The following is a 13031-nucleotide window of genomic DNA, read 5'->3' on the forward strand; positions in this document are numbered from 1 at the left end:
GGTGGCTCAGGTCAAACGTATCCGTCGTAACGTCAGCGGCATCATCCTGCTCGACAAGCCGTTGGGTTTCACTTCCAACGCCGCGTTGCAGAAGGTGCGCTGGCTGCTCAATGCCGAGAAGGCCGGGCACACCGGCAGCCTCGACCCGCTGGCCACCGGCGTGTTGCCGCTGTGCTTCGGCGAGGCGACCAAGTTCTCGCAGTACCTGCTCGATTCCGACAAGGGCTATGAAACCCTGGCGCAACTCGGCAAGACCACCACCACGGCCGATGCCGAAGGCGAGGTTTTGCAGGAGCGTCCGGTGACCGTTGGTCGCGCCGATGTCGAAGCGGTTCTGCCGAAATTTCGCGGGCAAATCAGTCAGATACCGCCGATGTACTCGGCGCTCAAGCGTGATGGCCAGCCGCTGTACAAACTGGCACGTGCAGGCGAAGTAGTGGAGCGCGAACCGCGTTCTGTTACTATTGCGCGCTTGGAATTGCTGGCCTTCGAAGGCGATACTGCGCGGCTTGCGGTGGACTGCAGTAAGGGCACCTATATTCGTACCCTGGTGGAGGATATCGGTGAGCAACTCGGTTGTGGTGCGTACGTCGCAGAATTGCGCCGGACCCAGGCCGGGCCTTTCACCCTCGCGCAGACCGTGACCCTCGAAGAGCTGGAAGCGGTACATGCCGAAGGTGGCAACGAAGCGGTCGACCGTTTCCTGATGCCTTCGGACAGCGGCCTGCAGGATTGGCCGTTGCTGCACTTCTCCGAGGCGAGCGCGTTCTACTGGCTCAACGGCCAGCCGGTGCGTGCCCCGGATGCGCCGAAGTTCGGCATGGTGCGAGTACAGGATCACAATGGTCGCTTCATCGGTATCGGTGAAGTGAGCGAAGACGGGCGCATCGCGCCGCGTCGCTTGATTCGGTCAGAATGACCGGAACCGGTCTGCGTCAAGCGGGCCGGCGAGTGTGGCTGTTAACAGGCATGGTCACTACTCATTTATAGATACAGGGATTTGTCCCTGGCCTGTTGAAGCTGTTTCCCTGAAACAGTTTCCTGATAAGGAAGGATTGCCTCATGGCTCTCGACGTTCAAGAAAAAGCTCAAATCGTTGCTGACTACCAGCAAGCTGTTGGTGACACTGGTTCGCCAGAAGTGCAGGTTGCACTGCTGACCGCCAACATCAACAAACTGCAAGGTCACTTCAAGGCCAACGGTAAAGATCACCACTCCCGTCGTGGTCTGATCCGCATGGTTAACCAGCGTCGCAAGCTGCTGGACTACCTGAAAGGCAAGGACGTGAGCCGGTACGCCGCTCTGATCGCTCGCCTGGGTCTGCGTCGCTAATCAGCGATTGCGCTATGAGGTTGGTGGTCTGTCGGGCGTCAGCGGTTTTCCGCTGGCGCCTTGCAGGCTCCCAGCCTCAAGTTTTATCTGCAGCATGGCTTTACCTGTAGCACCCGGACAATTGCCATCGGGCCGATTCCCGAGATTGCCCAAGAATTCGCAAGAAACCGTTTCCCCCAAGAGCCACAAAGAAGGTAGGACACCGTGAACCCGGTAATCAAAAAATTCCAGTTCGGTCAATCGACCGTTACCCTCGAGACTGGCCGTATCGCCCGTCAGGCCTCCGGCGCAGTATTGGTCACCGTTGACGACGACGTCAGCGTGTTGGTGACTGTCGTCGGTGCAAAGCAAGCCGATCCGGGCAAGGGTTTCTTCCCTCTGTCCGTTCACTACCAGGAAAAGACTTACGCTGCCGGTAAGATCCCTGGCGGTTTCTTCAAGCGTGAAGGCCGTCCTTCCGAGAAAGAAACCCTGACTTCCCGACTGATCGACCGTCCGATCCGTCCGCTGTTTCCAGAAGGCTTCATGAACGAAGTGCAGGTTGTCTGCACCGTCGTTTCCACCAGCAAGAAGACCGATCCGGACATCGCTGCGATGATCGGTACCTCGGCTGCCCTGGCCATTTCCGGCATTCCATTCGATGGCCCGATCGGCGCCGCTCGCGTGGCTTTCCACGAAAGCACCGGCTACCTGCTGAACCCGACTTATGAACAGCAAGCCGCTTCGAGCCTGGACATGGTCGTTGCCGGTACTTCCGACGCCGTGCTGATGGTTGAATCGGAAGCCAAAGAGCTGACCGAAGACCAGATGCTGGGCGCGGTACTGTTCGCTCACGACGAATTCCAGGTTGTGATCAACGCAGTCAAGGAACTGGCTGCCGAAGCCGCCAAGCCAACCTGGAACTGGGCTCCACAGCCTGAAGCCACCGAGTTGCTGGGCGCGATCCGTGCCGAGTTCGGCGAAGCGATCTCCCAGGCTTACACCATCACCGTCAAGGCCGACCGCTACGCGCGTCTGGGCGAGTTGCGTGACCAAGTGGTTGCCAAGCTGTCCGGTGAAGAAGGCCAGCCTAGCGCTGCTGAAGTCAAGGCAGCCTTCGGCGAAATCGAGTACCGCACCGTTCGCGAAAACATCGTCAACGGCAAGCCACGTATCGACGGCCGCGACACCCGCACCGTACGTCCGCTGAACATCGAAGTCGGCGTTCTGCCGAAGACTCACGGTTCGGCGCTGTTCACCCGTGGTGAAACCCAGGCACTGGTTGTGGCAACACTGGGCACCGCCCGTGACGCGCAACTGCTGGACACCCTGGAAGGCGAAAAGAAAGACCCGTTCATGCTGCACTACAACTTCCCGCCGTTCTCGGTAGGCGAGTGTGGTCGCATGGGTGGCGCCGGTCGTCGCGAAATCGGTCACGGCCGTCTGGCCCGTCGTTCGGTTTCGGCCATGCTGCCAGCCGCTGACGTGTTCCCGTACACCATCCGCGTGGTGTCGGAAATCACCGAATCCAACGGTTCGAGCTCGATGGCTTCCGTGTGCGGCGCTTCCCTCGCGCTGATGGACGCCGGTGTACCGATGAAAGCACCGGTGGCCGGTATCGCCATGGGTCTGGTTAAAGAAGGCGAGAAGTTCGCCGTCCTGACCGACATCCTCGGCGACGAAGATCACTTGGGCGACATGGACTTCAAGGTAGCGGGTACCGCCAAAGGCGTGACCGCGCTGCAGATGGACATCAAGATCAAGGGCATCACCGAAGAGATCATGGAAATCGCTCTGGGCCAGGCCCTTGAAGCGCGCCTGAACATCCTCGGCCAGATGAACCAGATCATTGGCCAGTCGCGTACCGAGCTGTCGGCCAACGCTCCGACCATGATCGCGATGAAGATCGACACCGACAAGATCCGTGACGTTATCGGTAAAGGTGGCGCGACCATCCGTGCGATCTGCGAGGAAACCAAGGCTTCGATCGATATCGAAGACGACGGTTCGATCAAGATCTTCGGCGAAACCAAGGATGCCGCAGAAGCCGCGCGTCAGCGCGTTCTGAGCATCACGGCAGAAGCCGAGATCGGCAAGATCTATGTCGGCAAGGTTGAGCGCATCGTCGACTTCGGCGCATTCGTCAACATCCTGCCGGGCAAGGACGGTCTGGTGCACATCTCGATGCTGAGCGACGCTCGCGTAGAGAAAGTCACCGACATCCTCAAAGAAGGCCAGGAAGTCGAAGTGCTGGTTCTGGACGTGGACAACCGCGGCCGTATCAAGCTGTCCATCAAAGACGTGGCAGCTGCCAAGGCTTCGGGCGTTTAATCACCCCAACGCTTTAGCGCAATGAAGATGCCCCCGCCGTGCAAACGGCGGGGGCATTTTTTTGCCTTGAATAAAGAGCAAAAGATCGCAGCCTGCGGCAGCTCCCACAGAAGCGGTTTGATAATCCGATTATGTGGGAGCTGCCGCAGGCTGCGATCTTTGCTTTTGTGAAAACCGATGCTAGGTTTAGCCCATCGCCCGTGTAGCTCAGCCGGTAGAGCAGCGCACTCGTAACGCGAAGGTCGCAGGTTCGATTCCTGTCTCGGGCACCATCCTCGTTTATTTCACCTTGCGGCTCAGATCCTCGACAGTACGTTTAAGCTGATCCATGTCCCGATCCTGATTGTTGACCATCTGCTTCAAATTCGAGATCTCGCTGCTGTTCGAGTTGGAGCTTGAGCCGCTGTTCCGCTTGAGTTCTTCAACCTGGCGGCCGAGGCTTTCCAGTTCGCGGTCCTGTTCCTTGACCCTGTTTTTCAGTTCGTCGATCTCCTTGGCGCTGGCGCTTGAACCCGAACCGCTGTTACGTTTGAATTCTTCGATCTGGCGCGACTGGTCATTGAGGGTGTCGCGCATCTTTTGCAGCTCATCAATGCTGATATCGCTTTTGATCAGGACGTCCTTGCCATAATCGTTGTGGATGAGTGAAACCTTGTCGCCATAGGACGCGCTGCTCGAACTCAGTTCAACGGCCATGGCGCTGGCGGGAAAGGCCAGAGCTGCGATCAAAGTGGTAGTAGAGACAACCGCGGAGATTTTCAAGAAGCTGCGCATCACTGGTTTTCCTTGTGAACAGCATGTTGTGTACCGAAGTGGCACATCGCTATGACTTGGATTACGCGTTTATGTTCCGCAGGTCAGCTTTTTGTGCAAGAGATGTAAAGAGCCGTGTAATTCGTCATGCAAACGTCCTATATTCTGTGCCTGCATGAGCATCGCTTAGCAGTTTTCAGATGATCCCGAATGGTTCCGAAGGCCGGCCAGTCCGCGTCAGAGAGATCCTTGATGATCCAGATCCATCCTCCATTCCCAGATCAGAGAGAACCCCATGACTGAATTGACCCAAGAGCAACGCCACGAACAAGCGCTGGAAAAATACCTTCTGGATGTGCCGGACCTGAAGGAAGAGATCAAGGACTTGAGTCCCGATGATCAGAAAGACCAGATCCAGTGGGCCTTCGAAGACGAAGCCGAAGCGCAGGGCTTGCAGCCTTGGGAGTTGACCCTCAAGTACACCAGCACGCCGGAAGAGTTCGAAGCGCAGCGCCTCGTACTGCACAAGGAAGCGGCTGACGTCTTGGGAGTCGAGTGGGATGAGTACTGCGAGATGAATAATCTCGTCGTTTAAAAGCAGCTACGAGTTTCAAGCTGCAAGCTACAAGTAAAAGCACAATCGCTCAGCTTGCAGCTTGCAGCTCAGAGACTGAGTCTCATCGACAGATCCACCGCTTTGACATCCTTGGTCATCGCGCCAATCGAGATGTAATCCACGCCCGTTTCGGCGATCGGCAGCAGTGTGCTTTCGTTGATGCCGCCGCTGGCTTCCAGTTTCGCTTTGCCGGCGGTCAGGCGCACCGCTTCGCGCATGTCGTCCAGACTCAGTTCGTCGAGCATGATGATGTCGGCGCCGGCTTCCAGCGCTTGCTGCAACTCCTCAAGGCTTTCCACTTCGATCTCCACCGGTTTGCCCGGGGCGATCTTGTGCGCGGCGGCCACGGCTTCAGCGATGCCACCGCTGGCAGCGATGTGGTTTTCCTTGATCAGGAAGGCGTCGTACAGACCGATCCGGTGGTTGTGGCAGCCGCCGCAGGTTACCGCGTATTTCTGCGCCAGGCGCAGGCCGGGCAGGGTCTTGCGGGTGTCGAGCAACTTGACCTGCGTCTCGCCGACGAAGTCCGCCAGGTACTGCGCGCGCGTCGCCACGCCGGACAGCAACTGCAGGAAGTTCAACGCGCTGCGTTCACCCGTCAGCAGTGAGCGAGCCGGGCCTTCCAGGTGAAACAGCGGCTGATTGGCCTTGACCCGCTGGCCGTCCACCACTTGCCAATGCACCGCCACGCGCGGATCGAGCTGGCGAAACACCGCATCGACCCACGCGGTGCCGCAGATGACGGCGTCGTCACGGGTGATGATGGTGGCTTTGGCCAGGCGTTCGGCCGGGATCAGTTGCGCGGTGATGTCACCGCTGCCGACGTCTTCGAGCAACGCACGGCGCACGTTGTTTTCGATTTCGGCGGTCAGATCGGCGAGACGTAGATTCGGCATAACGGACTCCACAAACAAAGTGATTCGATTATAGGGGCAGGGCGCGAGCCAACCCAAGGCGAGAACGCGCGTGCCTGCCTGCATCTGGTCGATTTTCTCAGCCGAGTGCGGGGTTCGTGGCGTATAGGGGAAACCCTGAGGCCTATAGCATCGCCGCCATCTTTTGCCAGATAATCCGCCTTGTATTTGACGTCATGGCTTTGACGAACGACTCTGCGAGAGGCGGTGTCAAAGCGACGAACCGAATCACTGTTCCAGGAGGCTTGGATGCGTAACGACGGGAAAGTGGTGCCTCTGCACCGGGCGACTGCCGATCTGGCGGAGCACTCGCCGCTTGCCCGCCTGCCGGTGATTCTGCTGCAGGTTCGCGACAAGGCTGCGCAGCAGCTGCGCCACGATCTGCAGGAACTGTTCGATAACGCCGACGACACGCTGTTCGAAATGGCCGACCGGGCGCGCAACGACGTCGATCAGAACATCTTTTTCGAAGCCATGCGCGACCTGCGCCTCAAGCGCAAGAACATCGAGCGCGGCTTTCTCGAGCTGTTTTTCGAAGCCTTCGCCGGTCTCACTCAATACGACCCTGCCGCCATTACCTTGCCACGCACGCTGGTGGTCGAAGATGCGGCGCCGCGCACCGATGCCATGGAACGCACCGTCGCCGTGCAGACCATGGTCAGCCGCGTGCTCAAGCGCGACGGCTTCGCCCTCGATCAACTGACCGCGCGGTTCAGCTCGATGCTCGGCAAGCGTCTCGACGATCAGCACAATCCGCTGAGTCCGGCGATGCTCTGCGAATATTTCCTGCAGGCCGGGCGTAATCTTGGCGTCGAGATCAAGGTCAAGCTGATCCTGCTCAAGCTGTTCGAACGCTACGTGCTGGCCGACACCGAACAGCTGTATGCCGAGGCCAATCAGTTGCTGCTCGCCACCGGCGTATTGCCGCATCTGAAACCGGCCACAACGCGGCGTCCTGTCGAGCGTGGGGAAGGCGACCCGTTCGTTGAAGAACTCGACGCGCCGCCGCCAGCGGACGAAGGCGTCGAGGAAGTATTTGCCGCGCTGCAGCAACTGCTCGCTCACGTGCGCGGCCGTGTCACCCCGACACTGGAGCCCGGCGCTCCGGCGCATCCGATCAATACCCGCGACCTCCTGCGGTTGTTGTCGCACTTGCAGCAATACGTACCGGCGCTGGAGGCTCAGGAAGATTTCGATCTGCGTCATCAGCTCGAACAGCTGCTGACCCGGGTCAGCGTCAGAAGTGGCCGCTCCCGCGTCGTCGCGACTGCCGATGAAGATGTGATCAACCTGATCGCCATGGTCTTCGACTGCATCCTCGAGGATCGCAACGTGCCCGACGCGCTCAAGGCACTGATCGCCCGATTGCAGATTCCGATGCTCAAGGTCGCCGTACTGGACAAGAGTTTCTTCAGCCGCAGCACCCATCCGGCGCGGCGCCTGCTCAATGAAATCGCCGAGGCCGCAATGGGCTGGAGCGATTGCGACGGTGCTGAGCGGGACAGCCTCTACGTGCGCATCGAGCAAGTGGTGCAGCGCTTGCTGAGCGAGTTCGTCGACGACCCGGCGATCTTCTCCGAACTGCTTGCCGATTTCCTCGCCTTCACCCAGGACGAACGCCGCCGCACCGAACTGCTCGAACAACGCCTGCGCGATGCCGAGGAAGGTCGGGCGAAAGCCGAGCTGGCTCAGCGTCGCGTAGCGCAGGCGCTGCAGCAGGCGTTGTCGGGCAAAGTGCTGCCGGCCTCGGTGGTCGGTTTCGTTCAGCAGGCCTGGAGCAACGTGCTGTTGCTGACCTGTCTGAAGCATGGCGATCAGTCCGCCGAATGGCACGCCGACGTGCAGACCATGGAACAATTGATCTGGAGTGTGCAACGCCATGACGACGGCGAATCCAGCCTGCGTCTGTTGGCACTGGTGCCCGGCTTGCTCAAGTCGCTGCGCGATGGCCTGAGCAGCACGGCGTTCGACCCGTTTGCCACCAGCGAATTCTTCAGTGAACTGGAGGCACTGCACGTGCGCGTGCTGGAACGCTCCGACGACGCCGATCACAGCCTGATCGAAGTCACGCCGCAGCTCTTGCAGCACAGCGCCGACCTGGCTGATGCCGCCACGCCATCGCCGCGCCCGGCGCAAGACGATGCCGGTCTGTGTCAGGTCGAGCAGTTGCGTGTGGGCAACTGGGTGGTGTTCGACGAGAACGACGAGCAGACCTTGCGTTGCAAGCTCGCGGCGATCATCGATGAGACCGGCAAGTACGTTTTCGTCGACCGCACCGGCATGAAAGTACTGGAGCGCGATCGCACCGATCTGGCCATGGCGTTCAGCCGTGGTGGCGCCCGCGCGCTGGAGGACACTTTGCTGTTCGACCGCGCACTGGAAACGGTGCTGGGCGACCTGCGGCGACTCAATCGCGGCAAGTGATCGCGCGGCAAGGGCGGATCGCGGCATACTGGGCGCCCACATGGTCGGCGTTGAAGGAATCGGTATGCAGTTGGATCCCGCGAGCGGGTGGTGTCATGGCGTGCAGATCTGCCCGTCACCCAACTTCAATGAGCGCCCGGCGGGCGAAGTGTCCCTGTTGGTCATCCACAACATCAGCCTGCCGCCGGCGCAATTCGCCACGGGCAAGGTGCAGGAATTTTTCCAGAATCGTCTGGATGTCACCGAACACCCGTACTTTGCAGGCATCGCTGACCTGCGCGTCTCGGCGCATTTTCTGATCGAACGTGACGGCAAGGTCACCCAGTTTGTCTCCTGTCTGGAGCGGGCGTGGCATGCCGGCGTTTCGCTGTTCGAAGGTCGTGAAACCTGTAACGATTTTTCCGTGGGCATCGAGCTGGAAGGCACCGATGATCTGCCGTTCACCGACGAACAATATCGCTCGCTGATTGCGCTGACCCGGCAGTTGCAGGAGCGTTTTCCAGCGATCACCGATCAGCGCATCTGCGGCCACAGCGATATCGCACCGGGGCGCAAGACCGATCCGGGACCGGCATTCGACTGGGCACGCTACCGCGCGGCCCTGGCAAAAGAGGAAGGACAATGAGTTTTCTGGTGTTACTGCTGGCGCTGTGGATCGAGAAGTTTTCGGCCCTGCGCCATCGGCTTCAACGCGATGGCGGATGGATCCGCGAACTGCACAAACTCGAAGCCGGTGAGCGGCTGGCGAAACAACCGTGGCTGGTGCTGACGATACTGGTGCTGTTCCCGGTGGCATTGCTGGCGCTGTTGTTGCTGGTGCTGGAGCCGGTGGCGTACGGTTTGCTGGCGCTGCCGGTGCATTTGCTGGTGGTGATTTACAGCCTCGGACGCGGCGATCTGCTCGGCGGCCTCGGCCCGTTCCGCGATGCCTGGCGCCGCGAGGACCTGCAAGCGGCGGCGCACGTGGCCAAGCGCGACCTGAACATCTGCGCCGACAGCGGCGAGCAATTGCTCGAGCGGGTGCAAGGGCATCTGCTGTGGCAGGCCTATCAGAGTTTCTTCGCGGTGATCTTCTGGTACTTCCTCCTCGGCCCGGTGGCGGCATTGGCCTATCGCTTGCTGGCGCTGGCCGAAGAGCACGGCAACAATCCGGCGCTGGTCGAGCGTGCGGCGCAGTTGCGTCACGCCTTCGATTGGGTGCCGGTGCGTTTGCTGGCGGCGAGTCTGGCCCTGGTCGGCAACTTCGTCGCGGTCAGCCGAGTGATGCTGCATGAGCTGCTCAACTGGAACATCAGCGCTGCACAGTTGATCAACAAGGTCGGCCTGGCCGCCGGGGAAATCCCGCCGCCAGCGGTCGGCCCGGACGGCATCAACACCCTCGACTGCCTGTGGGAACTGCTGCTGCGCGCGGCAGTGCTGTGGTATGCCGGGTTTGCCTTGTGGACTGTTCTGGTTCACTAACGATCTGAAATGAACATATTGTGGCGAGGGAGCTTGCTCCCGCTGGGTGGCGAAGCCGCCCTCGCTGTTCGTCACCTGCAACGCTTTTGTCTGATTGGCGACTGCTACGCAGCCGAGCGGGAGCAAGCTCCCTCGCCACAGTGCTCTGTTGCTGGTCCTTGCGTTGTTAACCTTAAGTTACAAAACCCCCCGTCGTTTTGCGCTATACAGGGATAGCGCCCGATAGTGGCTATCTGCTGTCGCCCCGCGCCTGCCAATAAAAACAAGAAAAACCAAGGGAGACTTCCAGTGAAGAGCTTGCTCTATCCCGCCGTCTCGCTGATGAACCGTCTGAGCTTCGGCATGAAGTTCAGCCTGATCAGCGTGCTGTTCCTGGTGCCGATGCTGGTGACCAATTTCTATCTGGTGCGCGACTCCTATCGCGAATTTCAGGGCACCCGTGTCGAACTGCGAAGCCTCGACCTGCTGGGCAGCAGCCTGAGCCTGCGTCGGGATCTGGAAACCCTGAACAATCTGGTGCAGATCGACGTCACCCTCGGCCAGTCCGGCAAGGCGGGCAATGTCGAAGCGCAGATCCAGACGCTGGAGCAGGCCGTGCTCGCGCGCCTCGAAGGGCTGACGGCGATGACCGAAGACCCCGAGCAGATCAGGCAATTCGAAGCCAAACGCGATGAAATGATCGCCGCGTTCAAAGCCCAACAAGCGGAAAGCTCGCTGCAAAGCAAAAGCGCGTTGATCGGCAAGTTGCTGGCCAGTGCGCAGATTTTCAGCCAGATCATCACCAGTCAGGCCGGGCTGAGCCGCGATAACCAGAGTGATATTCGCCAGCTCAGCGAACTGGTCACGCTGATCACCCCGAGCGTCACGCAGACGCTCGGCGAAGGCCGGGCGATGGGTTCGTATTCGTTGGGCCAGGGCTTTCTCAACAGTTCTTCCAGCACGCGTTTTGACGAGTTGCTGGTGCAGATCGAAAAACTCCAGGCCGAGTACGCCCTGAAGCTGCAAGACGCCCTCGGTTCCAGCAGCGCTGCCCGTGAATCCCTCAGCGCTCAGGCCGACAGCAGCAAGGCCTCGCTCAAGCAGGCCAGCGAATTGTTCGAAGAACAAGTGGTGATGGCCGACACCCTCGATGCGCCGTGGCAGGGGTTTTACGATCAGGTCACCGGCCTGATGGAACACACCTATCAGCTGAATCAAGCCACGCTGAAATTTCTCGACAGCCAGTTGCAGCAACGTTTGGCGCAGAACCGCATGCACATGGTTCTGCAAGCGTCGGCGCTGTCGGTGGTGTTCGTGCTGATTTTCTATCTTTACGGCGGTTTCTACGCCTCGACCCGCACCACCCTGAAAAGCCTCGGGGCGATGATGGACCGAGTCGCGGCCGGTGACATGACCGTCAACTTCAAGGCCAGCAGCCGCGATGAACTGGGCGAATTGGGCGAGGTGTTCAACGGCACGGTGAAGAAGATTCACGACCTGATCGAACGCGTCGGCCACACCGTCGGCGAAGTCGAGCGTCAGGCCGGGCAAGTGGAGAGCGTGTCGGCGCAGAGTAATCAGGCTGTCGCCGGCCAGCGTACGCAAATCGAACAAGTGGCGACGGCGATGAACCAGATGTCGGCGACCTCAATGGAAGTTGCCCGCAGTGCTGCGGCAGCGGTGAGCAGCGCCCACAGCGTCAACGACGAAACCCTGAGCGGGCGCGGTCTGGTGGAATCGCAGCAGGGCAGCATTGCCGCGCTGGCCAGCGAGATTGATCAGTCGGTGCTGGTGATCAATCAACTGGCCAGTGACAGCCAGTCGATCAGCCGTGTACTGGAAGTGATCAAGAGCATCGCCGAGCAGACTAACCTGCTGGCGCTCAACGCCGCCATTGAAGCGGCCCGGGCCGGCGAGCAGGGGCGCGGTTTTGCCGTGGTCGCCGACGAAGTACGCACCCTGGCAAAGCGCACCCAGCAATCGACCGAGGAGATCGAGCAGATGATTGCCAAACTGCATGGCGGCGTCGGCGCGGCGGTGAAGGCCATGGGCGTCAGCCATCAGATGGCCAATGGCACGGTCGGGCAGTCGGAGAAGGTCCAGCAAGCGCTGGAAAATATTCTCGGCGCGGTGGGCATGATCGTCGACCAGAACCAGCAGATCGCCGCTGCCGTGGAACAGCAAACCGCCGTGGCCCATGACATCGATCAGAACATCGTCGAGATCAACCGCGCCGGCGAACGCACGGCGCAAGGCGCGCACCAGACCGAAGATGCCAGCCGCGCGCTGTCGGCGCAGGTGGTTGAACTCAAACAACTGATCAGCGCATTTCGCGTCTGAGAGGCTGGTGCCGGATCAAAAATGTGGGAGCGAGCCTGCTCGCGAAGGCGGTGGGGCAGGCACTGACGATCTCACTGACAGATCGCTTTCGCGAGCAGGCTCGCTCCCACAGGGGATAGCGGTGTTACCAGCCGAAGACTTCGCAGCAGTTGGTGGTGCTGACGTTGGCGAGTTGTTCAGGGGTGATATTCATCAGCTCGGCCAGCGCCGCGCAAATCGCCGGTAGATGCGCCGGGCTGTTGCGCTGGCCGGGGAACATGGCGGGGGCCATGTCCGGTGAGTCGGTTTCCAGCACCACCGAGTGCAGTGGCAGTTCCGGCAGGACCCGATGCATGCGCAATGCCTGCGGCCAGGTCGGTGCACCGCCAAGACCCAGTTTGTAACCGAGCTTGATGTATTCCCGCGCTTCTTCGCGGCTGCCGGCGAAGGCGTGGATGATGCCGGCGCGTTTGAGCTTGAAGCGTTTGAGCGTGGCGATCACCGCCGCATGGCTGCGGCGAACGTGGATCAGCGCCGGCAAGTCGAAATCCGCCGCCAGTTGCAGTTGCGCATCGAACAACGCTTGCTGGCGCTCGCGGTCGAGGGTTTCGATGAAATAATCCAGACCGATCTCGCCCACCGCACACAACTGCCGATGCCCGCGCAGGCGCGTCAGCCAGTCACCCAATGCGTGCAAATCCTCAGGGCGATGCTGATCGAGGAACACCGGATGCAGACCGAACGCCGCATACAGGTCGGCATCGCTCTGCACCAGGTCCCACACCCGTTGCCAGTTGCCCTGATGCACTCCGAGCACGACCATGCGCCGCACCCCGAGGGCGCGGCTTTCGGCCAGCAGCGCCGCGCGATCGGCGTCGAAGTCGGGAAAGTCGAGATGGGTGTGACTGTCGATCAGCTCCACG

Annotated in this window: 11 protein-coding genes and 1 tRNA gene; 9 read left to right on the plus strand and 3 right to left on the minus strand. The window is 60.4% G+C overall.

The features are described from left to right. Nucleotide 1: 1 nt before the first annotated feature. The 4 genes from truB to BLU71_RS25935 all read left to right on the plus strand — a co-directional run bounded on the left by truB (nucleotide 2) and on the right by BLU71_RS25935 (nucleotide 3914). Nucleotides 2-919, plus strand: a complete 918-nt coding sequence (gene truB / locus BLU71_RS25920) for a tRNA pseudouridine(55) synthase TruB (RefSeq protein WP_024011571.1) — start codon at nucleotides 2-4, stop codon at nucleotides 917-919. 143 nt (nucleotides 920-1062) lie between these two features. Then, nucleotides 1063-1332 carry a 30S ribosomal protein S15 gene (gene rpsO, locus BLU71_RS25925; protein WP_016771751.1) on the plus strand — a complete coding sequence of 90 codons (270 nt, stop codon included), beginning with the start codon at nucleotides 1063-1065 and terminating at the stop codon, nucleotides 1330-1332. A 204-nt stretch (nucleotides 1333-1536) separates the two neighbouring features. After that, on the plus strand, nucleotides 1537-3642 hold the full coding sequence (gene pnp, locus BLU71_RS25930; RefSeq protein ID WP_042608864.1) for a polyribonucleotide nucleotidyltransferase: 2106 nt from the start codon (nucleotides 1537-1539) through the stop codon (nucleotides 3640-3642). Between the two features lie 196 nt (nucleotides 3643-3838). Then, nucleotides 3839-3914: transfer RNA gene (locus tag BLU71_RS25935), tRNA-Thr, on the plus strand. Nucleotides 3915-3921: 7 nt separating this feature from the next. On the opposite strand, the gene BLU71_RS25940 is transcribed toward BLU71_RS25935, so the two are convergent. Continuing rightward, nucleotides 3922-4416: a DUF4148 domain-containing protein gene (locus BLU71_RS25940; RefSeq protein ID WP_083354201.1), complete on the minus strand. Its 495-nt coding sequence runs from the start codon at nucleotides 4414-4416 to the stop codon at nucleotides 3922-3924. A gap of 274 nt (nucleotides 4417-4690) precedes the next feature. Between BLU71_RS25940 and BLU71_RS25945 the strand changes: the two genes are divergently transcribed. Then, on the plus strand, nucleotides 4691-4990 hold the full coding sequence (locus BLU71_RS25945; RefSeq protein WP_083354202.1) for a DUF6388 family protein: 300 nt from the start codon (nucleotides 4691-4693) through the stop codon (nucleotides 4988-4990). Nucleotides 4991-5058: 68 nt separating this feature from the next. Here BLU71_RS25945 and nadC read toward each other — a convergent pair whose 3' ends face one another. Then, the gene (gene nadC, locus BLU71_RS25950; RefSeq protein WP_065615757.1) at nucleotides 5059-5907 is read right to left on the minus strand and encodes a carboxylating nicotinate-nucleotide diphosphorylase; all 849 of its coding nucleotides are present in this window, start codon (nucleotides 5905-5907) and stop codon (nucleotides 5059-5061) included. A 267-nt stretch (nucleotides 5908-6174) separates the two neighbouring features. Here nadC and BLU71_RS25955 point away from each other — a divergent pair, with 267 nt between their 5' ends. The 4 genes from BLU71_RS25955 to BLU71_RS28255 all read left to right on the plus strand — a co-directional run bounded on the left by BLU71_RS25955 (nucleotide 6175) and on the right by BLU71_RS28255 (nucleotide 12129). Continuing rightward, nucleotides 6175-8349 carry a DUF1631 domain-containing protein gene (locus BLU71_RS25955; protein ID WP_083354203.1) on the plus strand — a complete coding sequence of 725 codons (2175 nt, stop codon included), beginning with the start codon at nucleotides 6175-6177 and terminating at the stop codon, nucleotides 8347-8349. 64 nt (nucleotides 8350-8413) lie between these two features. Then, the gene (gene ampD, locus BLU71_RS25960; protein ID WP_042608869.1) at nucleotides 8414-8974 is read left to right on the plus strand and encodes a 1,6-anhydro-N-acetylmuramyl-L-alanine amidase AmpD; all 561 of its coding nucleotides are present in this window, start codon (nucleotides 8414-8416) and stop codon (nucleotides 8972-8974) included. Beyond that, nucleotides 8971-9810 carry a regulatory signaling modulator protein AmpE gene (gene ampE / locus BLU71_RS25965; RefSeq protein ID WP_042608870.1) on the plus strand — a complete coding sequence of 280 codons (840 nt, stop codon included), beginning with the start codon at nucleotides 8971-8973 and terminating at the stop codon, nucleotides 9808-9810. Before ampD ends, ampE begins: the two co-directional genes overlap by 4 nt. A gap of 1629 nt (nucleotides 9811-11439) precedes the next feature. Beyond that, nucleotides 11440-12129 (plus strand): methyl-accepting chemotaxis protein, encoded by a 690-nt coding sequence (locus BLU71_RS28255; protein ID WP_370695133.1) that lies wholly within the window; start codon nucleotides 11440-11442, stop codon nucleotides 12127-12129. Between the two features lie 124 nt (nucleotides 12130-12253). On the opposite strand, the gene BLU71_RS25975 is transcribed toward BLU71_RS28255, so the two are convergent. Beyond that, nucleotides 12254-13030 (minus strand): TatD family hydrolase, encoded by a 777-nt coding sequence (locus BLU71_RS25975; protein ID WP_083354205.1) that lies wholly within the window; start codon nucleotides 13028-13030, stop codon nucleotides 12254-12256. Nucleotide 13031: the final 1 nt, after the last annotated feature.

It is taken from the genome of Pseudomonas moraviensis (assembly GCF_900105805.1).
GTDB classification, from domain to species: Bacteria; Pseudomonadota; Gammaproteobacteria; order Pseudomonadales; family Pseudomonadaceae; genus Aquipseudomonas; species Aquipseudomonas moraviensis_A.

What these genes read in the sequence shown, in the direction of transcription:
- rpsO (WP_016771751.1), top strand. Translation starts at nt 1,063, where the DNA reads ATGGCTCTCGACGTTCAAGAAAAAGCTCAAATCGTTGCTGACTACCAG.
- BLU71_RS25940 (WP_083354201.1), bottom strand. Translation starts at nt 4,416, where the DNA reads ATGCGCAGCTTCTTGAAAATCTCCGCGGTTGTCTCTACTACCACTTTG.
- BLU71_RS25945 (WP_083354202.1), top strand. Translation starts at nt 4,691, where the DNA reads ATGACTGAATTGACCCAAGAGCAACGCCACGAACAAGCGCTGGAAAAA.
- nadC (WP_065615757.1), bottom strand. Translation starts at nt 5,907, where the DNA reads ATGCCGAATCTACGTCTCGCCGATCTGACCGCCGAAATCGAAAACAAC.
- BLU71_RS25955 (WP_083354203.1), top strand. Translation starts at nt 6,175, where the DNA reads ATGCGTAACGACGGGAAAGTGGTGCCTCTGCACCGGGCGACTGCCGAT.
- ampD (WP_042608869.1), top strand. Translation starts at nt 8,414, where the DNA reads ATGCAGTTGGATCCCGCGAGCGGGTGGTGTCATGGCGTGCAGATCTGC.
- ampE (WP_042608870.1), top strand. Translation starts at nt 8,971, where the DNA reads ATGAGTTTTCTGGTGTTACTGCTGGCGCTGTGGATCGAGAAGTTTTCG.
- BLU71_RS28255 (WP_370695133.1), top strand. Translation starts at nt 11,440, where the DNA reads ATGGAAGTTGCCCGCAGTGCTGCGGCAGCGGTGAGCAGCGCCCACAGC.